This window comes from Metabacillus crassostreae (assembly GCF_016908395.1).
GTDB classification, from domain to species: domain Bacteria; phylum Bacillota; class Bacilli; order Bacillales; family Bacillaceae; genus Metabacillus; species Metabacillus crassostreae.
Map to the genome: position 1 here is coordinate 275,448 of NZ_JAFBDU010000001.1, position 24,403 is coordinate 299,850.

The 24,403-nt window shown below is 32.5% G+C and carries 24 protein-coding genes and 1 riboswitch; of the genes, 17 read left to right on the forward strand and 7 right to left on the reverse strand.

Going from position 1 to position 24,403, the window contains the following annotated elements; genetic code table 11:
- Window positions 1-275 precede the first annotated feature (275 nt).
- From JOC75_RS01430 to JOC75_RS01445, 4 genes are all read left to right on the forward strand, one after another.
- The gene (locus tag JOC75_RS01430; protein ID WP_204952353.1) at window positions 276-2,096 is read left to right on the forward strand and encodes an assimilatory sulfite reductase (NADPH) flavoprotein subunit; all 1,821 of its coding nucleotides are present in this window, start codon (window positions 276-278) and stop codon (window positions 2,094-2,096) included.
- A gap of 25 nt (window positions 2,097-2,121) precedes the next feature.
- A complete protein-coding gene (cysI, locus tag JOC75_RS01435) occupies window positions 2,122-3,840 on the forward strand; it encodes an assimilatory sulfite reductase (NADPH) hemoprotein subunit (RefSeq protein WP_204952354.1) in 1,719 nt (572 codons plus the stop codon).
- Window positions 3,841-4,054: 214 nt separating this feature from the next.
- The gene (locus JOC75_RS01440; protein WP_239589234.1) at window positions 4,055-4,279 is read left to right on the forward strand and encodes a spore germination protein; all 225 of its coding nucleotides are present in this window, start codon (window positions 4,055-4,057) and stop codon (window positions 4,277-4,279) included.
- 429 nt (window positions 4,280-4,708) lie between these two features.
- Entirely contained in the window at window positions 4,709-4,876 is a 168-nt protein-coding gene (locus JOC75_RS01445; protein ID WP_204952355.1) for a hypothetical protein, read from the forward strand.
- A gap of 23 nt (window positions 4,877-4,899) precedes the next feature.
- Here JOC75_RS01445 and JOC75_RS01450 read toward each other — a convergent pair whose 3' ends face one another.
- Window positions 4,900-5,280 (reverse strand): GtrA family protein, encoded by a 381-nt coding sequence (locus JOC75_RS01450; protein WP_204952356.1) that lies wholly within the window; start codon window positions 5,278-5,280, stop codon window positions 4,900-4,902.
- A 143-nt stretch (window positions 5,281-5,423) separates the two neighbouring features.
- Between JOC75_RS01450 and JOC75_RS01455 the strand changes: the two genes are divergently transcribed.
- The 6 genes from JOC75_RS01455 (at window position 5,424) to JOC75_RS01480 (ending at window position 10,694) form a co-directional block, all read left to right on the forward strand.
- Window positions 5,424-5,996, forward strand: coding sequence for a maltose acetyltransferase domain-containing protein (locus JOC75_RS01455; RefSeq protein ID WP_204952357.1), 573 nt, complete (start codon window positions 5,424-5,426; stop codon window positions 5,994-5,996).
- 64 nt (window positions 5,997-6,060) lie between these two features.
- Window positions 6,061-6,780, forward strand: coding sequence for a DUF2161 domain-containing phosphodiesterase (locus JOC75_RS01460; protein WP_204952358.1), 720 nt, complete (start codon window positions 6,061-6,063; stop codon window positions 6,778-6,780).
- Between the two features lie 215 nt (window positions 6,781-6,995).
- The gene (locus JOC75_RS01465; RefSeq protein WP_275580231.1) at window positions 6,996-8,357 is read left to right on the forward strand and encodes a TrkH family potassium uptake protein; all 1,362 of its coding nucleotides are present in this window, start codon (window positions 6,996-6,998) and stop codon (window positions 8,355-8,357) included.
- 294 nt (window positions 8,358-8,651) lie between these two features.
- Entirely contained in the window at window positions 8,652-9,257 is a 606-nt protein-coding gene (locus JOC75_RS01470) for a hypothetical protein (RefSeq protein ID WP_204952360.1), read from the forward strand.
- Between the two features lie 123 nt (window positions 9,258-9,380).
- Complete coding sequence (locus tag JOC75_RS01475; protein ID WP_239589235.1) at window positions 9,381-9,986, forward strand: cell wall hydrolase; 606 nt, start codon at window positions 9,381-9,383, stop codon at window positions 9,984-9,986.
- A 273-nt stretch (window positions 9,987-10,259) separates the two neighbouring features.
- Complete coding sequence (locus JOC75_RS01480; RefSeq protein WP_204952361.1) at window positions 10,260-10,694, forward strand: YhfM domain-containing protein; 435 nt, start codon at window positions 10,260-10,262, stop codon at window positions 10,692-10,694.
- Window positions 10,695-10,790: 96 nt separating this feature from the next.
- On the opposite strand, the gene JOC75_RS01485 is transcribed toward JOC75_RS01480, so the two are convergent.
- The 3 genes from JOC75_RS01485 to JOC75_RS01495 form a co-directional block, all read right to left on the reverse strand.
- Window positions 10,791-12,263 carry a methyl-accepting chemotaxis protein gene (locus JOC75_RS01485; protein WP_204952362.1) on the reverse strand — a complete coding sequence of 491 codons (1,473 nt, stop codon included), beginning with the start codon at window positions 12,261-12,263 and terminating at the stop codon, window positions 10,791-10,793.
- Between the two features lie 207 nt (window positions 12,264-12,470).
- Entirely contained in the window at window positions 12,471-13,667 is a 1,197-nt protein-coding gene (locus JOC75_RS01490; protein WP_204952363.1) for an L-lactate MFS transporter, read from the reverse strand.
- A 259-nt stretch (window positions 13,668-13,926) separates the two neighbouring features.
- Entirely contained in the window at window positions 13,927-14,127 is a 201-nt protein-coding gene (locus tag JOC75_RS01495) for a hypothetical protein (protein WP_204952364.1), read from the reverse strand.
- Window positions 14,128-14,617: 490 nt separating this feature from the next.
- On the opposite strand from JOC75_RS01495, the gene JOC75_RS01500 reads away from it, so the two are divergent.
- Window positions 14,618-15,724 (forward strand): HD-GYP domain-containing protein, encoded by a 1,107-nt coding sequence (locus tag JOC75_RS01500; RefSeq protein WP_204952365.1) that lies wholly within the window; start codon window positions 14,618-14,620, stop codon window positions 15,722-15,724.
- 244 nt (window positions 15,725-15,968) lie between these two features.
- Entirely contained in the window at window positions 15,969-16,250 is a 282-nt protein-coding gene (locus JOC75_RS01505; RefSeq protein WP_146945834.1) for a hypothetical protein, read from the forward strand.
- A gap of 157 nt (window positions 16,251-16,407) precedes the next feature.
- Here JOC75_RS01505 and hpf read toward each other — a convergent pair whose 3' ends face one another.
- Entirely contained in the window at window positions 16,408-16,770 is a 363-nt protein-coding gene (gene hpf, locus JOC75_RS01510) for a ribosome hibernation-promoting factor, HPF/YfiA family (RefSeq protein ID WP_204952366.1), read from the reverse strand.
- A 398-nt stretch (window positions 16,771-17,168) separates the two neighbouring features.
- Here hpf and JOC75_RS01515 point away from each other — a divergent pair, with 398 nt between their 5' ends.
- From JOC75_RS01515 to JOC75_RS01535, 5 genes are all read left to right on the forward strand, one after another.
- On the forward strand, window positions 17,169-17,447 hold the full coding sequence (locus tag JOC75_RS01515; protein WP_204952367.1) for a hypothetical protein: 279 nt from the start codon (window positions 17,169-17,171) through the stop codon (window positions 17,445-17,447).
- Window positions 17,448-17,524: 77 nt separating this feature from the next.
- Window positions 17,525-17,782, forward strand: coding sequence for a hypothetical protein (locus tag JOC75_RS01520; protein WP_204952368.1), 258 nt, complete (start codon window positions 17,525-17,527; stop codon window positions 17,780-17,782).
- A 537-nt stretch (window positions 17,783-18,319) separates the two neighbouring features.
- Window positions 18,320-18,398: riboswitch (ZMP/ZTP riboswitch) on the forward strand.
- 135 nt (window positions 18,399-18,533) lie between these two features.
- The gene (locus JOC75_RS01525) at window positions 18,534-19,733 is read left to right on the forward strand and encodes a phosphoglycerate dehydrogenase (RefSeq protein WP_204952369.1); all 1,200 of its coding nucleotides are present in this window, start codon (window positions 18,534-18,536) and stop codon (window positions 19,731-19,733) included.
- A 488-nt stretch (window positions 19,734-20,221) separates the two neighbouring features.
- The gene (locus JOC75_RS01530; RefSeq protein ID WP_204952370.1) at window positions 20,222-20,983 is read left to right on the forward strand and encodes an NRDE family protein; all 762 of its coding nucleotides are present in this window, start codon (window positions 20,222-20,224) and stop codon (window positions 20,981-20,983) included.
- 91 nt (window positions 20,984-21,074) lie between these two features.
- The gene (locus tag JOC75_RS01535) at window positions 21,075-22,076 is read left to right on the forward strand and encodes an LLM class flavin-dependent oxidoreductase (protein ID WP_204952371.1); all 1,002 of its coding nucleotides are present in this window, start codon (window positions 21,075-21,077) and stop codon (window positions 22,074-22,076) included.
- A gap of 58 nt (window positions 22,077-22,134) precedes the next feature.
- Here JOC75_RS01535 and JOC75_RS01540 read toward each other — a convergent pair whose 3' ends face one another.
- Together JOC75_RS01540 and JOC75_RS01545 are read right to left on the reverse strand one after the other, a co-directional pair.
- Window positions 22,135-23,346, reverse strand: a complete 1,212-nt coding sequence (locus JOC75_RS01540) for a SpoIIE family protein phosphatase (RefSeq protein WP_204952372.1) — start codon at window positions 23,344-23,346, stop codon at window positions 22,135-22,137.
- 35 nt (window positions 23,347-23,381) lie between these two features.
- Window positions 23,382-24,194 (reverse strand): alpha/beta fold hydrolase, encoded by an 813-nt coding sequence (locus JOC75_RS01545; protein WP_204952373.1) that lies wholly within the window; start codon window positions 24,192-24,194, stop codon window positions 23,382-23,384.
- Window positions 24,195-24,403 lie beyond the last annotated feature (209 nt).

Consider the following 24,403-nt stretch of genomic DNA (forward strand, 5'->3'; position numbering starts at 1 on the left):
CTCAGTTTCTATTATAATGGTCTTTTCTTTCATTATATTCGCGATAATACATATATATTGAAAATGCGACAATAAACATGAATACAACTCCTTAGAATGGTAAAATAACGGTATAATGTACTATAACTATATTTAATCGTTATAATAACTAAATCCTATTTGACTTATAGGAATAGTGAATCTATTATAGTAGTATTCATAAATTTACTGAAAAGTTTGATCAAATTTTTGAAATCGTATAAAAATAGTTTTATTCCTTTGTGAGGTGGATATCGTTGCAACTTCAGGTAATGAACAGTCCTTTTAGTCAGGAGCAGGCAGAGCTTCTTAATAAACTACTGCCAACATTAACAGAATCACAAAAAATCTGGCTTAGTGGTTATCTAGCTGCAAACCAAACAGCTGCAGCCTCTCCAGTAGTTGGAGAAACACAAGCACAAGCTACAGTAGAAACAAATGTGGAGCCAATATCAAAAGAAGTGACAATCCTTTTCGGATCACAAACTGGAAATTCTCAGTCACTTGCTAACAGTACTGGTAAAACATTAAAAGATAAAGGCTTTGAGGTTACAGTATCTTCAATGAGTGAGTTTAAACCTAACAACTTGAAAAAGGTTAAAAACCTCCTAATTATCGCAAGTACTCATGGTGAAGGTGAGCCACCTGATAATGCGATTTCTTTTCATGAGTTCCTTCATGGACGCCGTGCTCCGAAACTTGAAGATCTACGCTTTTCTGTATTGGCACTAGGAGATAGTTCGTATGAATTTTTCTGTCAAACAGGTAAAGAGTTTGATCAAAAGCTAGAAGAACTTGGTGGTACTCGACTATTTAATCGTGTTGATTGTGATCTTGATTTTGATGAACCAGCAGCAGAGTGGGTTGAAGGTGTATTAGCGGGATTAAGTGATGTACAACAAACTCAAGGTTCTGTTGTAGCAGAATCTACAGTTACAACACAAGTAGCAGAATCTGCTTATTCAAGAACAAACCCATTTAAAGCAGAAGTTCTTGATAACTTAAATTTAAATGGTCGTGGATCTAATAAAGAAACTCGTCATTTAGAGATTTCGCTTGAAGGTTCAGGTCTTACATACCAACCTGGTGATAGTTTAGGAATTTATCCAGAAAACGACCCAGTATTAGTAGATTTGCTACTTGAGGAAATGAACTGGAATGCAGAGGAAATTGTCACAGTAAATAAACAGGGTGATGTTTCACCGCTTAAAGAAGCTTTACAATCTCATTTTGAAATTACTGTTTTAACAAAACCATTATTAGAACAAGCATCAAAACTATCAGCTAATGAAGACTTGAATAAGTTATTAGAAGATGGTGAAACTTTAAAAGCTTATATTAATGGTCGTGATTTACTAGATTTAGTTCGTGATTTTGGCCCATGGGGTGTTTCGGCACAAGAGTTCATTTCCATTTTGAGAAAAATGCCGGCGAGACTTTATTCGATTGCAAGTAGTTTAGAAGCAAATCCCGAGGAAGTCCATTTAACAATTGGCGCAGTACGTTATGAAACACATGGTCGTGAAAGAAATGGCGTATGTTCTATTCTTTGCTCTGAACGATTACAGCCAGGGGACACACTGCCAATTTATATCCAAAATAACCAAAACTTTAAATTGCCACAAAATCCAGAAACTCCAATTATTATGGTTGGTCCTGGAACAGGTGTAGCACCATTCCGTTCTTTCATGCAAGAGCGTGAAGAAACTGGAGCAGAAGGCAAATCATGGATGTTCTTCGGTGATCAGCATTTTGTTACAGATTTTCTTTATCAAACAGAATGGCAAAAGTGGATTAAAGATGGAGTATTAACTAGAATGGATGTTGCTTTCTCTCGCGATCAAGAAGAGAAGGTGTATGTACAGCATCGTATGCAGGAGCATAGCAAGGAATTGTTTGAATGGCTTCAAGAAGGAGCTGTAGTTTATATTTGTGGTGATGAAAAGCATATGGCACATGATGTACATCAAACACTTATCGAGATTATAGAAAAAGAAGGCGGGTTAAGCCGTGAAAATGCGGAAAGCTACCTTGCTGACATGCAACAAAATAAACGCTATCAACGCGATGTATATTGATTTTTGATTGAAAGGAGATTTCCACATGGCTAACAATATATTAAAAGCACCAGAAGGCGCACCAAGTGATGTTGAAGGCATTAAAGAAAGAAGTGACTATTTACGTGGTACACTTAAAGATTCGATGCTTGAGCCTTTAAGTTCTGGTATTTCAGATGATGATAACCGCTTAATGAAACATCATGGAAGCTATTTACAAGACGACCGTGATCTTCGAAATGAGCGTCAAAAGCAAAAGCTGGAGCCAGCATATCAATTTATGCTACGTGTTCGTTTACCTGGTGGTGTAGCAACACCTAATCAATGGCTTGTAATGGATGAATTAGCTGAAAAGTATGGTAATGGCACTTTAAAGCTAACAACTCGTATGACATTCCAGATGCACGGTATTTTAAAGTGGAATATGAAAAAAACGATTCAAGGTATCGATGCTGCATTATTAGATACAATCGCTGCATGTGGTGACGTAAATCGTAATGTAATGTGTGTAGCAAATCCGTATCAATCTGATGTTCACCAAGAGGTTTACGAATGGTCGAAGAAATTGAGTGATGATTTATTACCACGTACAAGAGCATATCATGAAATTTGGCTTGATGAAGAAAGAGTGGCAGGTACACCTGATACAGAAGAGCTAGAACCAATGTATGGTCCGCTTTATTTACCAAGAAAGTTTAAAATTGGGATTGCTGTTCCACCATCAAACGATGTGGATATTTTTTCACAAGACTTAGGCTTTATTGCAATTGTTGAGAACGACAAATTAGTTGGATTTAACGTTGCAATCGGTGGTGGTATGGGCATGTCACATGGTGATAAAGAAACATATCCACAGTTAGCTAAAGTCATTGGTTTCATTAAACCAGAACAAGCATATGATGTAGCAGAAAAAATCATTACGATTCAACGTGACTATGGAAATCGTTCTGTTCGTAAAAATGCTCGCTTTAAATATACAGTTGATCGCCTTGGTCTTGAAAACGTTGTTGAAGAATTAGAAAAACGCCTTGGCTGGAGTCTTGAAGAAGCAAAGGATTTTCAATTTGATCATAACGGTGACCGCTATGGTTGGGTAAAAGGGACTAAAGGTAAATGGAACTTTACGTTATTTGTTGAAGGTGGACGTATAACAGATTATGACGATTACAAGCTAATGACTGGAATTAGAGAAATTGCTAAAATTCATACAGGTGATTTCCGTTTAACAGCTAATCAAAACCTTATCATTGGTAATGTATCAAGTCAGAAAAAGAAAAAAATCAATGAAATTATTGAAAAATATGGATTAACAGATGGCAAACATTATTCTGCGTTACGTCGAAGTGCACTAGCATGTGTTGCACTACCTACATGTGGCTTAGCGATGGCAGAGGCTGAACGCTATTTACCGAAATTAATCGATAAAATTGATGAGATCGTTGATCAAAACGGTCTTAGTGATAAAGAAATCACAATCCGTATGACTGGTTGTCCAAATGGATGTGCTCGTCACGCACTTGGTGAAATTGGATTTATCGGGAAAGCTCCTGGTAAATACAATATGTATCTTGGTGCAGCACATGATGGAAGCCGCTTAAGTAAAATGTATCGTGAAAACATCGGTGAAGACGAGATCTTAAAAGAGCTTAATCTTCTTATTCCTCGCTATGCAAAAGAGCGTAATGAAGATGAACATTTTGGAGACTTTGTTGTTCGTGCAGGTGTTATTAAGGCAACAACAGATGGTACAAATTTTCATAATTAATCATCAAATAGAGACAGGATCATTCCTGTCTTTATTTTTATTGAGAACGAAAAGGTGGATAAACAAGTACGCACAACTAAGCAGAAATTAATAAATAGGTGTTTCTTTCTATAATATATATCTATCCTCACTATTCCTCAGCAATTCTACTATACAAGCTTCATAACAGCTGCATATAATACTATAAATTCATAATACTTGAAAGTTGAAAGGGATGATGGTTATTCCTAGTTTAGTTGGAAAAATAAAGGTTGATAGTGTTAGTGGTGGAGTGATAAATTTTGGAGATGTTATTAAAATTTCTCCTATTAATATTAGTAAAACAGTATCTGGCTCTGGTGGAGGTGGGGTTGGAGATAATCAAGTTATTTCTAACGGATCAAGTGTAACAAATGGAACAGATACAGGTTTATCTGATCAAAATATAATTGATGATTAAGTTCCTTTCTACACAAAATTATTAATTTAACCAACCAATCTAATGCAGGTTGGTTTTTATTATTTAAAGAAGAATATCAAAAAAGACATCACTTGTATAAATATGTAAAATGAGCTAGGGAGCATGCTATAATACCTTTATCTTAGATTCATCTTGATTTTTTAGGACGGTGATGATTGAATTAGATTTTTTGATTTTGCATACTAATTATAAAAACTAGTGGAATGGAGCGGAAGACAATCGACTCCTACGGGAATTGAGGAAGAGCTGAGCCCCCGCAGGCTTGCTGAGGGGGCTCAGCTTCCTCCCCGTGGAACGCGAGTGTCTGCAGCGCAATGGAACGAACTTGTTTCTTTCAGCTTAACTGAATTTAGATTTATTAATTATGTCCCAGCCTCTTTTAAGTTAAACAGAGGAGAGTGATTATCTTTGAAAAAGAAAAAAGCTTCATCAGTTTTATTTTTAACAAATGGTTTTATGTTTAGTAGTGTAGGTGCTTTACTATTTACTTTAAATAACATACTTGCTAGTTTTTTATTCTTTACAGCAGGTGTTATATCTTTTATAAGTGGATTTATAAAAATTAGAAAAAATTAATCCTAGGCTTATTTATTTCAGTTTTATTTAAAGGTCCAGATATTATTTAAAGTAAAATTAACGATCGGAATAATTAATAATGTTGTGATCTCTCCAACAATATAATGTAATGTTAGAAGATGAACAACACCATACATAATGATTAAATTAAGCGTGAACCCAATTCCTGCCACAATTGAAAAGCGCAGTAGTTGTTGATGTGAATAAACCCCGCCAAAAGTATATTTTTTGTTTAAAAGAAAAGAAAAGACTGTCATAATAATAAAAGAGATTGTGGCACTTATAACAGGATCCTTTTTAAAAAGTTCAACAAAAAGAAACATAGAAATGAAGTAGATTAAGGTGCAGATTATGCCGACAAAGCTATATTTTATAAACTTAAAAGTTAAATTATTTATGGTCATAATGATATCCTTTACTAAATAGTGATCTCTTTTAGTATCGTCAATTGAGTACTCTTTATAACTAGTAGATTTACATTATAATATGTTATTGAAGTAAAGTTAAAGTGGAAAGTAGCAAATTTAAAAACTTGGGTGGAAGCATAATGAAAACGGAAAAGCAAAAAATGCTAGATGGTAGTTTATATAAACCATGGGATGAACAATTAGTAAAAGAAAGAGAGCAAGCAAGATATCTTACACGAATATTTAATCATACATTAGAATCTGATGTTGATAATAGAGTACTGGCAATTAAAAATCTCTTTGGTTCAACTGGAGAAACAGTGTATATGGAACCTAATTTCAGGTGTGATTACGGCTATAATATCCACGTAGGAAATAATTTCTTCGCTAATTTTGATTGTGTTATGCTAGATGTTTGTGAAATTCGTTTTGGAGAAAACTGTATGCTTGCTCCTGGTGTACATATATATACGGCAACACACCCGATCAATCCAATTGAACGTAACAAAGGATTAGAATATGGAAAACCTGTAACAATTGGAAACAATGTCTGGATTGGAGGAAGAGCAGTAATAAATCCAGGTGTAAAGATAGGTGATAATGCTGTTATCGCTTCAGGTGCAGTTGTCACTAAAGATGTGTTAGCTAATACAGTTGTAGGTGGTAATCCTGCTAAAATAATAAAAATGATTGATTTAGAAGATACAAGATAGGTTTCACAAGAGCTTACTTTATTATCTCTCGTGAAAACCAACAGCATGGATGGTGTATACATTAATGGAAGAAAAGAAAAAGCGACAGGAATCAGATTTATATAAACCAATTCAGAAGTACTTTATTGCTGAAGGCTATGAGGTTTATGGTGAAGTGAAGGATTGCGACATGGCGATCGTTAAGGAAGATGAATTAATCGTAATAGAGTTAAAGCTTAATTTAACTGTTGATCTCTTAATTCAGGCAACAAAACGACAGCGTCTAACTAATGCTGTGTACATCGCTATCCCAAAGCCTAGCTATAATTTAAGATCTAAACGATGGAGAGATGTTTGTCATTTAGTTCAAAGGTTAGAGTTGGGATTAATTCTTGTATCCTTCACAAGTAACAGGAGAAGAATTGAGGTCATTAGTCATCCAACAAGCTTTGACCGTAACAAAAGTAATCCTCGAAACAAAAGAAAAAGAGATGCCTTATTAAAAGAAATTAATGGTCGAAGTGCTGATTATAATATAGGTGGAAGTAACAGAACAAAAATAATGACAGCATATAAGGAAAATTGCATTCAAATTGCAGCTTATCTTAATCATTTTGGTGAGCTTTCACCTCGGATCTTAAAACAAAAAGGCACAGGAGATAAAACATCCTCAATTTTAACAAAAAACTTTTACGGCTGGTTTAAACGGGTGAAAAGAGGAGTTTATACAATAAGTGAAAAAGGTATAAATGAACTTAAAGAGTATCAAGAACTTGTGAGTTATTATTTAGAAAAGTTAGATTAAATGACTCTATCGGTTGATTAAAGTAAGTGTACAAAGAATCTTTACGGGTTCAGCAATCGTGTTAGGAAACAAGAACTTTTTAGTTCATTGAAGTTAGGTTTTACAAAAATTACTATATTAAGTAGAATTGACTTAATATAGGGAAGATCAGTTTTAATTATTATTTATTTAGTTATACTATGTTAATTAGTATAAATATTAGGGTTGTGAGATTTTTGGATTTGTCGAAAAGTTCATCTAAATTAACGAGAAGATTATCATCTGTACAATTAATTGTTTTATTTTACTTACTAGCAGTTTTGGTATCAACTTTATTATTAAGTCTGCCGTTTGCTCATAGAGAAAATGTTGAGCTATCTTTAATTGATACGGTATTTACAGCTGTTAGTGCAATAAGTGTAACAGGACTTACTGTCGTTTCAACAGTTGAAACATTTAATGAGGTTGGATACTTGATTTTAGTATTTATTCTTCAATTCGGTGGAATAGGGATTATGACTTTAGGAACCTTTATTTGGATATTATTCGGGAAAAAAATAGGCTTAAAAGATCGGCAGCTTATTATGACAGATCAAAACCGGTCAACTTTTTCTGGATTAGTTCAATTGATGAAGCAGATTTTAGTCATTATTATAGCCATAGAATTAATTGGTGCAGTAATATTAGGGGTACATTTTCTTCAGTATTTTCCAACCTGGCAAGAAGCATTTTTACAAGGTTTTTTTGCTTCAGTCAGTGCAACAACAAATGCTGGATTTGATATTACGGGTACATCACTTGTTCCATTTGCAAACGATTATTTTGTTCAAACAATCAATATTATTTTGCTTATTCTCGGAGCTATCGGGTTTCCTGTTCTTATAGAGGTGAAGGATTTTATTACGAAAAAAAGTACAATCCGCCATAGATTTTCACTTTTTACAAAATTAACAACAACTACATTTTTTATTTTAATTGTTTTAGGTACTGTTTTCATATTTTTATTTGAGAAAAATCACTTTTTCGCAGATAAAACTTGGCATGAGTCACTTTTTTATTCCTTATTTCAATCAACTTCCACTAGAAATGGTGGATTAGCCACAATGGATGTGAGTCAATTTACTGATCCTACCTTACTATTTATAAGTGGGTTAATGTTTATTGGAGCATCTCCTAGCAGTGTGGGGGGAGGAATAAGAACGACAACCTTTGCCATCATGATTTTAAGCATCTATTTCTATGCAAAAGGGAAGGATTCTATTAAAGTTTTTGGTCGTGAAGTAGATCCCGAAGATGTTCGCAGGTCATTTATCGTTATCACAACTGCAGTCATGATTTGTAGTACTTCAATTATCTTAATGAGTATAGTAGAGCCTACATTTGAGTTGATTGAAATTATCTTTGAGGTTTCTTCGGCATTCGGTACAACAGGATTGTCTATGGGAATCACCCCAGAGCTTAGTACATTTGGTAAACTAGTTATCATCATACTTATGTTTGTTGGTAGAATAGGGATCTTTTCTTTCTTATTTTTAATTCGAGGAAAAACCGTTAAAGAGAACTTTAAATTTCCAAAAGAGAAAGTGATAATCGGATAATTCACTAAAGAGCGTATTTTCTAAGAGGAAATTCGCTCTTTTGTCTTGAATAAGATTTGAAAGGTATTAAGTGGAGGGGAGTTAAAATATATCATACAGAATAAACGAGATGTATCAAAGGTAACTATATATTTAGCTAATAAGCTGGCTGGTGCTGGATTTGCTTTATTTTTTATAATTGGTTTTTTATTTATATTAGAGCCTGATTTATATAAGTTTTCTGAAGCGATATCAAATAAATATATTTGGCTATTATTGTTTTGCTATGGTTTGTTTTGTTCAGTGCTCATTGATTTGATTACAGGAAAATTGAAGAAAAAATATTTAACGTTTGACCAAGGAGCTCAACAAGTTAACCGGTATTTAATAAAATTAGTACTTTATCCTTTTTTTGGTTTTGCGATCTTTTTAGTTTATGGATTTAGTGTTTACACATTGATTGCTTGTTTTATTGGCGTTTTATGTGCTTTCTTATTTTATTTAGGAACTTATTTTTCACGTAAATCAACTTTATTTACCTATTTATTTTCAATTGTAATTCCATTATCTTTTATCTTACTAGCAAATATTGATTTCACCGAAAAAAAGCAATGGAAAGAAATGAGGACTGATTCTTCCTTTTCTGCAAGCTTTCAGTATTTTAATGGTGAGCATGAAATTGCACTTACACTAACTGAAGGTCAATCAATCATATTATCAAGAGAATTTGTTAATAAAAACGGTGGTGGACATGGATTTCATGTTAAAGATGAACATGATAATTTAGTTGGAATGACAGAAATAGATGATCATACACTGAAATTAGATGTAGCAAAGTCAGGTGTATATAGGTTGGTTTTTACTGGTGATCGTATAAAAGGTAGCTTTAAAGTTAAATGGGAAATAGATGAATTCAGTTAGGTGCCAATTTAATCCTTTTTCTTTATCTATCTTTCCTATTACGTACTAGTATGATAGACTTGTAAACTTCTTAGCCTAATAAGGCCTGTTACTATCTTTCATTTAGAATACAGGAGGGTTTACATGAAAAATCTTAATAAAACTATAACGATCATTTTATCAATGATGATGGTAGCTTTTCATACTATTTCTCCAACACTACAAATAAATGCCAAATTGGCCAAATCGTTTGAAACAGGTGATACAGTAGCGTTATCAATAGAACACTATGGTAACTATAAGGCTGGACAGAATTCTCTTGAATTGAGTTTGGGTAATAAAGAAGCTGTTGATTTTAAAGCACCGTTAAAAAAAACGGATCAAGCTTTATCGATCTCAGAAGAAGAAAAAGTATTACTTGCTCGTCTTGTTCATGCTGAAGCAAAGGGTGAGCCATATGTAGGGAAAGTAGCGGTTGCGAATGTAGTAATAAATCGTGTGGAACATGAGCAATTTCCTGATACAGTAAAAGAGGTAATTTATCAAAAGAATGCCTTTCAGCCGGTACAAAATGAATCAATTGATGAAGCTGCTGATTATGAAGCAGAAAACGCAGTGACTGAAGCATTAGCGCTAAATAATTCTGAGGATAAATCGTTGTATTTTTATAACCCAGATACTGCAACAGATGAGTGGATTAGAACTCGTGATGTTACAAAGGTAATTGGTAATCATGTATTTGCTATTTAAAGTTAGGGTACCTCGATTTTCATTAATAAACTGTTGTAAGAGACCAGATCAGTAAATGATTTGGTTTTTTATTAGATTTGTGTTGTTACTTTTTTAATTTATATTAAAATAAGATGTAAAATAATTAATCACTTTGTAGGGTTCTAGGTAATAGGCTTTTACTAGATTTCATAACCATCTGTTTTAGAATGGAAATATCATTTCTCTTTTCACTTACACTTTTTTACTGATAATATTTTAAAGTGTTCGATTTCTGGAAAAAGGGGTATCAAAATGAAAAAGATATCATTACTATTTTGTACAATGTTGGCTTTAATTATTGTAACGGGATGTTCAAGTGATCAAGGAGAAACAATGGTTTTGTTAGATGAAGAGATATCGAAAATAATACTTTCTAAATCATTAGGTACAGGTGAAATAAATATGGATCAATTAAAATCATTTGAAGATGAGAAGTCAGTTAAAGTTTTCGAAAAAGCAATTAAAACAGCAACAAAACTAAATGTATCTGATACATTACGAAAACCTGATTATGATATTCAAGTGAAGTATAAGGAAGGTTATCCTACTCATGCTATTCATCTATGGCTAGGGGAGGAAGGTGAAAGTAGTACGTTAATGTACATGGTTGAAGAAGATGGACCTTATCTTTCAAGTATTGAAATGACAAGTAAATTAAGAAGGCTTATTCTAACAAATCAATACTAATAACTTCGATATGTTATATCTATTAAAAATTGAAAATGCCCCTAAATTTAAAGGATCATCCTATAGGTTTAGGGGCATTTGAATTTCATTTTATTGTTATTTTGATGAAAGAAGTTCTGCTTTTTCCACAGTGCTTGCCATATTACCAGCAATTTTTTCGTTGTCTAAATTAAGGGTTTCAACTGTAGCACTTAATTCTTCAAGACTTGCACTTGCTTCATCAATTACCGATGCTAACTCATTTGTTGCGCGATCTACAGAGTGAGAGCCGTCAGTGACAACGTTAGATAATTTGTCTAACTGACTTAATTCATTTGCAAGCTGTTTGATATTCGTAGCTAAGCTATAAAACACCTTTGAAACAGAATCTGTTGACTGCAAATTATCATTAATTTTTTCTCCGCTTTCATTCATACTTTGGAGAGCTAATTTATTACTTTGATTAACTTCTATAAGATTTGAAGAAATCTTTTCTGTAATTGTATTTGTATGCTCAGCTAATTTGCGAATTTCCCCAGCAACGACTGAGAAACCTTTCCCAGCTTCCCCAGCACGAGCTGCTTCAATTGATGCGTTAAGAGCAAGAAGATTTGTTTGTTCTGTAATTTGCCTAATATCATTAGCAAAACTATTTGTTTCTTCAATTTTATGTGAAAGAACGTCAAAGTTCTTCTGTAATCCATGAATCACAGCTTGTAGCCCCTGAGTGTTATCTACTAGAAAATTCATTTTTTCTTCACCAGAATTCAGTAAAGACGTAGATTCATTTGATTTTTCCAAAAGAACAGAAGATAAATTACCTAGCTCAATCATTTTTTCAAGTGTTTTAGTTGATTGATTTTTTATTTCATTTACTTCCTTTATTTGTACTTCTGTACCAGAAGCAACCTCTTGAATAGCATTAACCATTTCTGATTGCGATTGTAAATTTGATTGAATTAAATCATTTGAATTAACTAAATGATTGATAATAGCATCAATATTATTTTTTAAGAGATTTTTTTCAGCTTCTTTATCTCTAGTTTCTTGTTCTGATTTTGTTAAAAGATCGTAAACAATTTTTGTGTTTTTCGTATTTAAAATAATAACGACACTTAGTAGCACACACATTAGAACATATATTAAAATGGCATATTGAAAAGTATTTGTTAAGACTTCTAATGAGTCAGCCTGAGCATTGAATCGATTAAAAATTAATACGAACAATCCTAAAATAGCACCAAATCCAAATACTTTACGATTAAGTGGAACAACTGAGAATACAAGGGTGAAAAACGCAATAAGTGTAATATTCATATTCCCGCCAGCCATTGCAATACTATAAACTGAAAATGCAGCTACAATAAAGACACTAGCATAAGGATAAACATATGATTTCTTTAGAAAAAGAACTACTACAACATAAAGCAATACAACAATAAATAGTTCAATACCGAATAAGATGATCGTTGCTTGATCACCACTGCTAACAGCATTTAACAATCCCAATAGCATAGTTAAAAAATAGACACCAAATAAAAACTTGTTTTTTGTTTTTAAGTCCTTATTCATCATTTCTTGAATAGACAATTTGAATCATCCTCGATTTCATTTATCGACATATATCGACAGGTTATAAGTATATTATCGGTGCATAAGTGTGAAAATTTAGCTTTTTTATGTAAAAAGTATCTTTATTTATTGTTGGGTGTGATTAATTAAAAACTAATTCTACAAAAGTAAGACAAAAAATGTGTACTTGAGTATTTGCCCAAGTACACAACTAGTTCTATATATTTATAGGACTTCGTTTCCAACCATCTCCTCTTCTGATGATACAAGCTTAGGTGTTTTAATGAACTTTACTAAAACAATTGCGATAATACAGATAAACCCAGAAATTAAGAATGCCTGTGTAAAAGAAATAACTTTAATAATGAACGGTCCTGCAAATGCAGATATTCCGTAAGCTTGGTACATAAACCCATAATTTGATCCAATATTTTTGGTGCCATAATAATCTGCTGTAACTGAAGGGAAGAGGGCAAGGTAGCCTCCAAAGCAAAAACCAACAATAGAAACAGCGATTAAATATAGAGGATAATTCATCATCCCTGTACTCATATAAAACATAGTAAGAGCTGTTAAAGCATAAATCATCATAAGTGTGTTTTTACGCCCGAAAATGTCAGAAACTTTTCCTAAAACAATTCTTCCTGCCGCATTAAATAAAGCGATGACCATAACAGCATTAGCAGCTTTTTCAACGCTTAAATTTGCAAGCTCTACACCAATATCAACTGCAAAGCTTATGACTAATAAGCCAGAGATACTACCAAATAAAAATACAATCCATAGTACATAGAATTGTGATGTTTTTAACATTTGAATTGGAGAAAATTGAGCCTTTTTTGCGCCAGTTCCTGAAGCTTCATCTTCAACTGCTGGTGGATTTTTTAAAAGCTGTGCTCCTGCAACAACTAATATCATATAAATAAGACCAAGATAAAGGAACGCAGATGAAACACCAAATTCTCCTATAAAATATCCAATAACAGGTTTATAAATTAATCCACCCAGACCAAAACCGGCTACTGCTACTCCACTGATAAAGCCACGTTTATCAGGAAACCACTTAACACATGCGGATAAAGGACTTACATAGGTCATACCAATACCAATTCCGCCTACAACTCCATAAAAGAAATATAATTGGAATAAAGTTGTGGCAGAGCTTGATAAAATCAATCCAAGACCAAGTAACAGACCGCCAATTGTTGCAACCCATCTTGGTCCAATCCGATCTTGAAGTCTACCAGCAAAAATCGTTGTAAAAGCAAAAACTGCAATTGTAATAGAGAAGGTTACAACTACATCCTCACGAGACCATCCAAACTTATCAATTAGTGGCTGATTAAATAAACTCCATGCATATACAGCTCCTAAGTTAATTTGTATTAATACGGCACCAAGAACAACAAACCATCTATTCATGGTAAAACCCCCTTAAAATTTAATATCACCAATAAAATCATAATTACTAATGTAAGTTAGGATGAAATAAAAAAAGAGACCAACGAAGATCGTGTAAACACACATCATCGTTGGTCTCTTTATATACTCACATTAAGTGTTTATTAAAGCTACCAATTTATAGGATTTCATTATTAAAGGCTCTTTTCTGAATTATTGTTGCTAATTGATCTAATTATGCAGTAGAAACATTGTTCCTTCTAGCAAAATAGGTACTATCCTATGAAGAAAAGATGCCACTATGCTTTATATAGTGCTCTTTACTTGGTGTTGTTAAAGCAACAAAGTTTACGAAAACAGCCTTATTAAATTGTTGATTTTTGTTAATTTTGCGAATATGTTCAAATTTATCATTATCGTAAAAAGTCACTTCAGAAATTGAAAAGCGGTATGATTTCTTATGAACTTGTCTACTAGACATTTCCATAGGCTATCAGTTCAAACTATATAGAAGTATGACCTTTTTAATTCGAACTCTTACAATTATGCCATAATTTTTTTGAGTGTCAATCAGTAATTTATATGTAATCCCTTACAAAACCTTGGGGGTTTTTATATGCAAATAATGTTAAAGGAAGAGGATTATATTTACCTTAATTCGAACATTAAATAACCTAAAAGCAATTATGAGGGAACTTTCAGCCATAGATAATTCAAGTCTGGGGAACAAGGATGAATTTTTAGTAACTATTGATCTTTTTAAAGATATAACTGTTTATTCTATCTGCCTTTCCATAAAATTTAAAAAGGAATTTTATTGATATGATTGAAAATGTAACATTATTTGACTATAATCGACTCAAAGCAACAAAATCTTTATTGTTAAAGAATGCACAAGTTTGTAAACGCATTTCTTATTGTAATATATAAAACCTTCAAGAATACTTGTTAAGACAGGAGAAAGAAATAAGATGCGTTTAGTTAGATTAAATAAGTGTCAATCTGGAATTAAATTAGGTAGAACGATATATAGTGAGAATGGAAAAATTCTTTTATCAAAGGGAACTGAACTCACAAACAGCTTTATAAAAAGATTACAAAATTTAAATATTTATACAGTATACATAGAAGATAATGATTCAGAAGGTATTGATATTGTTGAATCTATTCCGGCCCAATTACTTAATGAAGCTACCAATACGATTACAGAGGGCTTAAATACAATCGTTGAAATAAATACTATGAAACCAAGTATTCAGGGAATGATTAAAACTGAAAAGGCAGTTAGCGGTTTCCAAAAAATCTTTAAGGATATTCTTACTTGTTTAACTGAAAATCCTACAGTGCTTAATTTATTAGCAACAACAAAAATCCATGAAAATCATGTTTATACACATAGTCTAAATGTGACAATCTATGCCTGTCAGCTTGCAATCGAAAATGATTTACCACAAAATCAAATTGAAGAAATTGGCCTAGGAGCTTTATTACATGATCTGGGTAAAATCTTTGTTTCTCCAGAAGTTCTAAATAAACCTGGTAGATTAACGAGAGAAGAATTTGAGCAAATGAAATCACACTCTGAGTTAGGTTTTGATATTTTACGAAAAGTCCATAGTGTTCCATTAGTTGTTGCTCACTGTGCACTTCAACACCATGAGCGTTTAGATGGTACTGGTTATCCAAGAGGTATTACAGGAAGTCGTATACATCCTTACGCAAAAATTTTAAGTGTTGCCGATGTTTTTGATGCTGTAACAAGTCATAGAGTTTACCGCCCTGCAATGCTGCCACATCAAGGGATGGAGCTTCTATACTCTGGTAGTGGAACACAATTTGATACAGAGCAGTTAAAATTATTCAAAAATTGCATTGCCATTTATCCTCAAGGCTTAACGGTCAAGTTGAATGATGGCAGAACAGGTATTGTTACTAAATACAATTTCAGCTCTGTTGGACGACCAGAAATCCGTATTATTCAGGATGAAGAAGGTCAAAGGGTAACTCCATATGAAATTGATTTATCCAAAAAAGGTCAATTAACATTGGAGATTGTAGAAGCTGATGCGTTGCTATGATACAAGAGTTTAATGTAATATGTTATAATTTAGTTGCATACATTAGAAACCGAATGCTTGCACTGATATAAAAAACTCACATTTTATAAAAAGTATTCTATTTTGAAAGACTCCAACATATGCTTATTTATTAGGAGTATCAAGCATTTATTGATAAAAATTGAAATCTTTTTAGCAAATTATAGTAACTTGAGTTATGATTATAGGTAGTACACTACTATGAAATAAGGGGACTGACTCTTTTATGCTTGCAAAAATTAAAAAAGTAAAACTGAACAAAGAAGGAAAAAATCCGAATTATAAGGTTTTGCTTGAGTGTCCTGAAGGCAAAGATTTATATATTCATTTTGATTATACTTACGCTACAGCAAAATATTGGCCTTTAGAAGTTAATTACAATGGTAAGAATCAAGGTGCAAAGCTTGCTTGGTATTCAAGTAAAATCGAAAAATTAACAGTTGCAGGTTTCCTAGAAGGTATTGCTGATAAAATTAACAAAAAGTATGAATTTGAATTAAAAAGATAATATACAAAAAGGCTCCTTATTAAGGAGCTTTTTGTTTGTTTTCATCGCAATTTCATATGCAGCATATATCAAAGTTTTTCAGTTATGTTGTCCTTATAATTTTCCAATCTCTTGATTTCATACTAATTAAGTTTGACATTTAAAAATAATTTCCGCACTAGCTTATAAATAAATCATCACTAAAGTACTGTTTGTTTAATAATATTTTGTCACGTCTATTATTTCTTTTCGTTAATTTTTTATTTTTATACGTTAAAACCTGTTTTTTCAGCTTCGTGGAAACTATATCAATTGATTTATACATGTTATCAGATTGTTGTGTAGCTCTAATTGTTGCATGTTTAGATAAAATGGTCACTTCAATAATATGTTGTTTTTTTCGAGTTTCTAAAGAAATGATAATAGGGGAAGCGGTAGATTCTGATAAATGAAGATTAAGACTAGAAATGATTTTTAGTTCAAGATAAGTTTGTAAAGCTTCTGACATCACGAAGTTTTGACAGTGTACAATATATCTCATCTCAATTCCTCCCAAGTACTTAAAATAAGAAGAGGCTTACCATTTAATACTGTTGCAATTTATTGCTTGCTTCCTTCCTCCTTTCTTTTTCTCTACTAGTATGTCCAATAATTAATTATTCTTAAAAAAGTTTCGTGACAATTTTGTGAAACCATACTGTTTTCATAGAATGTACAACGTTCAACATTGGAATATGTTAATCCTGTAAATTCTTCTTTTATCCGTTTAGAAAAATGAATACGTGGACTTAAATTTAATGTAACATTTTAATAAACATATTTTAGGAAAAATCATTCTTATATGGATAATTATGTTAAAGTATAGTTATGAACGTGCCATTTAACATGTTTAAAAGCTATATGAATTGCTTGTTTAATAGAAAAGGTGGGAATATGATCATGAATTTTTTTTACAGATTACTATTTTTTAGTATACTTGCAGTTCTTGCTATTTTACTTATAAGCAAAGCAACAGAATTGTTGCTTGTTGCTACTAATGTTAATGGTAACGGTATTGGTATCGAGTTTTTTGGTTTAAAAATAAATGATTCAGTTCAAGCAAAAGAAATACCCAAATATGCAATAGGATTCTTCATCGCTAGCTTTCTTGCGATAGGAGGCGGGTTTTTTATTATTAGTCGATCTGCTTTAAATACAAAAAATAAAACAGTTAACTAAATTGCTCTAAATTATGGTGATTTGTTTTAATTGGTGTTTACGAACAGAACAAAACAAATGCTTATGAAGGAGTACATATGAATACTAATTCAAAAAGGAGAGTATTACAGGAAAAATATAAAGAGAAAATTGCAATGAAAAAATATAAAACTAAATATACGCTAGAAGTTTTGTGCGTTATTATAGTTTTCGTTATGTTTGTGTATTATGACGAAAAATATCGGGTAACTGGTAATGTTGGAGAACCAATTATAAGTATTTATACTGTAGAAGATCAATTGATGAACATTACATTTGAGATAGATGAAAAGTTAAAAGCGAATTATCCAAGCTAAAAATCAATTTCAATTGATTACGAAGATCAAACAATTATCTATTATTTGAATACATCTCTATCGAAAATAGCTAAAGTAAATGATCAGGACATAATTCTAGGTGAATTAATAGATGATGCTAACTCTGTAATTACTTCGAAAAATCTTCCACACTTGCTTACGGAAAAAGAAACATATGAAATTATTGTTAGAGGCAGAGGTAAAGTGGTGTTGAAGCGAGAAGTGTTTTTTTATAATCTAAGATAAAAATAAAGAGAAATATATAGAAGATAAATTAAATTATTTCCTAGGCAAGCGCATAAACTGACAGAATTATACACGTTTAAGCAAAGAAGCAGTGTGTTCTGTAAATGTAAATACTTCAGTTCAAGATGATATGATCCACTTTAACTGTGTTAGATTTTATTTATTCTCAGTGGTAAACATACAAATTCCGACCGATTGTCATTTACCAACAGCGAGATTCACTAAAAATAGAAAATTCTATAAAATTACCTTGAAGTTACAAGGAAATATGATAGAATATAAATAAATCTAAAGACTATATGTAACTGGCGAAACGCGGATTACCGTGAGGGAGCATATAGTGTCGTAGCCGTTCGCCTGGGCAGAGGTAAGGGAAATTTCTCCCTTACCTTTTTCTGTTTATTAGATCGTGATATTTAAGTTGAAATTCTGCTTAGATTCCATTATTCTAATAAAATACAAATATTCTTAAAATTATAAACATATATGGAAAGAGGAGATCATGATGAGTACAATTCTTTTAGACAAAGTAAAAACAATTAAAACCCTTAACAATATCGCAGAGGTAGGGTTAAATGTATTCAACAATGATAACTTTACAATTGATAATGAAAGTGAAAATCCTGATGCAATTGTTTTACGTAGCTATAACATGCATTCTATGGAATTTTCAAATCGGTTAAAAGCCATTGCACGTGCTGGTGCTGGTGTTAACAATATTCCAGTTGAAAAGTGCACAGAACAAGGTATTGTTGTTTTCAATACACCTGGTGCTAATGCAAATGCTGTTAAAGAAATGGTGCTTACTACAATAATGGCTTCTTCTCGTAATCTTTTTGCTGGTGTAGCTTGGACGAAGACACTTGTTGATGAAGGAGATCAAATTCCAAAGCTTGTTGAAGCTGGGAAAAAACAATTTGTTGGAAAAGAAATTAAAGGCAAAACTCTTGGCGTTATTGGTTTAGGTGCAATTGGTGCACTTGTAGCAAATGATGCACTTGAATTAGATATGGATGTAATCGGATTTGATCCATTTATTTCTGTTGATACAGCATGGAGCTTGTCTCGAAAAGTTCAACGTGCTATGTCTCTAGAACAGTTATTTGCAAACTCTGATTATATTACAGTTCACGTTCCTTTAACACCTGAAACAAAAGGTCTTTTCAATGAAGAAACATTCGGAATTATGAAGGACGATGTTCATATCTTAAACTTTTCTCGTGGTGAGCTTGTGAACGAAGCTGATATGAAAGCTGCTCTTGAAAGTGGAAAAGTTGGTAAGTATATTACTGATTTCCCAAATGAAAATGTTTTAAAGATGAAAAATGTTGTTCCTATTCCACATCTAGGAGCTTCTACAAAAGAATCTGAGGAAAACTGTGCAATTATGGCAGCTCGTCAAGTTAAAGACTTCTTAGAAACTGGAAACATTAAAAATTCAGTGAATTTTCCAAATGCATCTCTTCCTTTCACAGGTAAGCGACGTGTGGCGACTTTCCACAAAAACGTACCAAACATGGTTGGTCAAATTACACAGGCAATTTCAAGCTACAACTTAAACATTGCTGACATGGTAAACAGAAGTCGTGGAGAATACGCGTACACAATGATTGATATTGATAATAAAGTAAATGGAGATATCATTCCTCAATTAGAAGATCAAATTAAACAAATTGAAGGAATTGTTACAACTCGTTTAATCTAATATCTAAAAAATATTAAGATATTAAGTTTTAGTTTACAATGAACACAAATTCGTATTGTTCCTCTTTTTAAACCATAAAGTAAGAGAAAAAAACTCTGTTGTTATGATAACAACAGAGTTTTTTTTTATTTAGGCTGTTTTCGTAAACTTTTTTGTTTTTAGAAATCATGTTGAATGCAACTCTGTACAAAGTCTAGCGGTATCTTTTCTTCTACAAATGGCACCTTTTATGTGACAACACATTGCTTGCAACAAATAAGGACTTCTAATAGCAACAATTTTTAAGAAAAGAGCGTTTATTTAAGATATTTCGGTTATAAGTGAGTTCCTCGTGTTATTGAATTAATTTGCTACCTTTGAGAAAATTAGAATATGATCATTATTGAGCTGTTTAACTTCAATTGAATTTATAGAAAAGTCTTCTACATATTCTCGTATATGATAAACCATTTATTTATTTTAGTTATAAAAGAAAGTAGTGATCTATCATGTGTTTAATTAAATTTGCTTATAAAGTTGATTCAAGGTTTGATTTAGTTATTGCAGCAAATCGGGATGAGTTTTATAAAAGAGGAACTGCACAAGCTGATTTTTGGGAAGAAGCTCCACAGGTTTTGGCTGGTAGAGATTTAGAAAAGATGGGAACGTGGATGGGGGTTACAAAACAGGGTCGCTTTGCGGCACTTACAAATTATCGTGATCATAATGGAAGTAGGGATTATGAGAGGTCACGAGGAGAATTAGTAAGTGAATTTTTAAAAGATAACTGCTCACCAGAAAGTTATCTGGAGATCATTAAACGTGATTCATCCCAATATCCAGGTTTTAATTTACTAGTCGGTGACAAAAATACTCTATATTATTATTCTAATATAGAAAATGAACTCTACCTACTTCAACCAGGAATTTATGGTTTAAGTAATCATCTTTTAAATACAAATTGGCCAAAAGTTCAAAAAGGTAAAAAGGGTCTTGAAGAGTGTTTGAAAAACAAAGGTGATTTAAAGGATTGTCTTTTTAGGGTTTTGTTTAATGCTGAGCAAGCAAAGGATGATGAGTTACCTCAAACAGGTGTTACTTTAGAATGGAAAAAAAAGCTTTCTCCCTTATTTATTTCAGCAGAAAATTATGGGACTAGATCATCTACTGTATTGTGTATGAATAGAGAGAAAGTAGAGTTTATAGAAAGAACGTTTACAGGGGAAGCTTATAACGAGAGAGAATTTGAATTCTCAATAGAAAAAGTGTAGTACAAATTATTTTACAAGCATATTAATTTGTTTTCTTTGCAGAAATTGTTACGATAGAATCGATACTTGAAGATGAAAGGACAAATTATAAATGCCAAATATACAAATTCCCGTTTCCGTTTTGAACCTTGCTCCTATTCGTGAAGGTCAGGGTACAAAAGAAGCAATTGAGTCAATGATTGATCTTGCAAAAGCAACAGAAGATATGGGCTATAGCAGATATTGGATTGCCGAGCATCATAATACGAAAACACTTGTTAGTTCGGCAACCTCTATTTTAATAAAGCATACATTAGAGCATACTGAAAAAATACGTGTTGGATCTGGTGGAATCATGCTTCCGAATCATTCACCATTAGTCGTAGCTGAACAATTTGGAACAATGGCAGCGATTTATCCTGATCGATTAGATTTAGGATTAGGTCGTGCACCAGGTACTGATATGAATACAGCAAATGCATTAAGACGTTCTCAAAATGATTCTGTTTACACTTTTCCAGATGATGTGAAGCAATTGCTTACATATTTTGGTTCAGAAGAGAATCAGGATTATGTAAAAGCTTATCCTGGTGTTAATACACATGTACCGATTTATATATTAGGCTCTTCAACTGACTCTGCTTATTTAGCGGCAAAGTTAGGATTGCCTTATGTATTTGCTTCACATTTTGCGCCTAGATTTATGGAAGAAGCTATATCGATCTATAAAAGTAGATTCCAGCCGTCTCAGTATTTAGATAAACCTTATATGATGGTATGTGTGAATCTAATTGCAGCAGAAAGTGATGAAGAAGCAAATCGTGAGGCAACAACTATGCAGCAATTTTTCTTGAATGTTGTTCGTGGTACGTCAAACCCATTGCGTCAACCTGTTGATAGTATGGAGGGCATTTGGTCTCCATCTGAAAAAGAGATGGCAAAATCGATGACAAGTGTATCGTTGCAAGGAAGTAAAGAAACAATTCGCGAACAGCTAACAAGCTTCCAAGAAAAATATGCTGTAGATGAGATTATGGCCGTTTCTTATATGTATGGTGAAGGTAAACAAAAGCGTGCTTATGAAATATTAAAAGAAGTTGTTGAAGGAAAATAAAGGCATCTAAAAAAGCAAACCTGTTTAATAGGTTTGCTTTTTTGCGTATGACCCCTAGCTAATTCACATCAACAATAAGAAAGCATTGATCATCACTTTTATGCTGAAGGTTTTGTTCGTTATTTAGTGAATGAACAATCAGTTCTTTTAGTCGTGTGTTTGGTAAGTTTTTATTAATCAAGAGCAGTGGCTTAAGATGGTTAAATCCTAATGGATCTGTTACCCCATCGGTATAAAGTAATATTCGGTCTTCCTTATTATATGTAAAAGATTTAGCTTTGAATTTTGTATTTTCGAAGGTCCCAAGTGGTAGAGATGTTGTGTTTAATTCAAGCTGCTGACCGCCTTTTTTTTGTAATAGTGCAGGGGGATGACCGGCATTGATATACTCTATTTGTTGTGAAGCTGTATCGATTAACAGATAGATAGCTGTACAATAGTGTCTTGCATCTTCATTATTATGAAATAATCGATGAAGATGATTGTCTAATTCTTGCATGACCATTTCAGTACTATTGCCAAAAGAAATTAACCGCTGAAATAATGAGTGAAGAGACATCGTAATTAAAGCGGAAGAAACTCCATGACCCATCACATCTAGTATGATAATGCCGTAACGATCTTGATCAATTCTATAAAACCCGTACATATCACCAGATAACTCACTAGAAGCTCGATAATAGGATTCGATTTGTATATGTTCATTTTGTATCGAGTCTGCAAGCGATGTTTCTTGAATTTTTCTAGCAAGCTCAAGCTTTGTGATTGTATCCACTTTGTATTGTTGGTTTTGTTTGTTTAATTCGATTAACTCTTCTTGTTTAGCTTTTATATGTTCAAGTGCGATTTTTAATTCTGCATTTGCCTTATGCTTAGAATGTAGAGCTGCTTCTGCATCCTTTTTGGCCGTAAGTAGTTCATTTTCATACTCACTTCTTTTTTGTATGGGAATTAAGGCAAGTTCAATAGAAGACTTGTTATCGTAGCTTCTAAATTTTGCATTCATAATCACAGGAACTTCATTATTTCCAAATGATTTCAATGTAATATACATTTCTTCCACTTTTTTGTTCACTTTTATTAAAGGAATCACATAAAACTGATAAAAAAGCTTTGTTGGCACGGTGAAAATATAATTAACATGCTTTTCTAATAACTGTTCTAAAGAATAATCAAGTACGTCAAGTAACGTTTTATTTATTGATAAGATCAGTCCATCTTCTGATAAAGTCATAAATCCAAAAGGGGCGTGATTTAATTGATCTTCCATTTTAAAACGTTCACCTCAATCCTGCTGTGTTCTTTTTAGTGTAGAACATCTTTTAAGTATTTTTTAATTAATAGTATAGTTTCTTCTGGGTGACTTAGGTGTGGACAATGTAAGGTTGCTTCCATTTTGTATAATGTACTATTTGGTAGATGAACAGAGAGATAGTCACCAATTTCATCAGGTGCTATTATGTCTGCTGAACATTGTAAAATAAGAGAAGAAACTGTCACATCAGCTAGGTTTTCCCGACAATCAGAATAAAATGTTGCTTCGGCAAATTGCTTAGATATAACAGGATCCATAGCACAAAAGCTTTTTTCAAGTTCTTGTTTTAATTCAGGTTGATCAGGATGACCGACAGCAACATTTGCAAAGTCATGAGCCCAATTTTTATAATTTCTTTCCATCATATCCAGTAGCCCTAGAATATCTTCTCGCTCAAAGCCACCATAATATTTAGGTAGATCGTTTAAGTAACGAGGTGAGGGACCTATCATGATTAAATGTGAAAAATAGTCAGGCTCCTTTATTGAAGCAAGCATGCCAATCATGCTACTAACAGAATGACCAATAAAAATGGAATCTTTTAAATCAAGAGTTTCGTATATTTCCAAAACGTCTTTTACATATCCATCAAGTGTTCGATAGCGATTAATATCATATGCATCTTTATCTGAATTACCTGATCCTACATAATCAAATAAAACTAAGCGATATTCATCAACAAAGTCCTTTGTCATTAAATTCCACACATTCTGATCACAACCAAAACCATGAGCAAAACAAATTGTTTTAGGACCATGACCAATTATTTTTACATTGTTACGTAATAATATATCTTTGTTCATAACAGAACCCTCTCTGTTTTAAGCTATAATCTAAATTTTTCTAATATAAATATAATAGCATTTTTAAACTGCTTTTTGTTAAGATTTCACTTTAGATGATCATTGGTAGTTTGTCTAATGTGAGGATCATCGTTGTGAAGTACGGTTTAATGGAGAAAAAACTTTTTTTGCTTTAAAATAATCTTAAATACATAAAAATATGTTTTTGA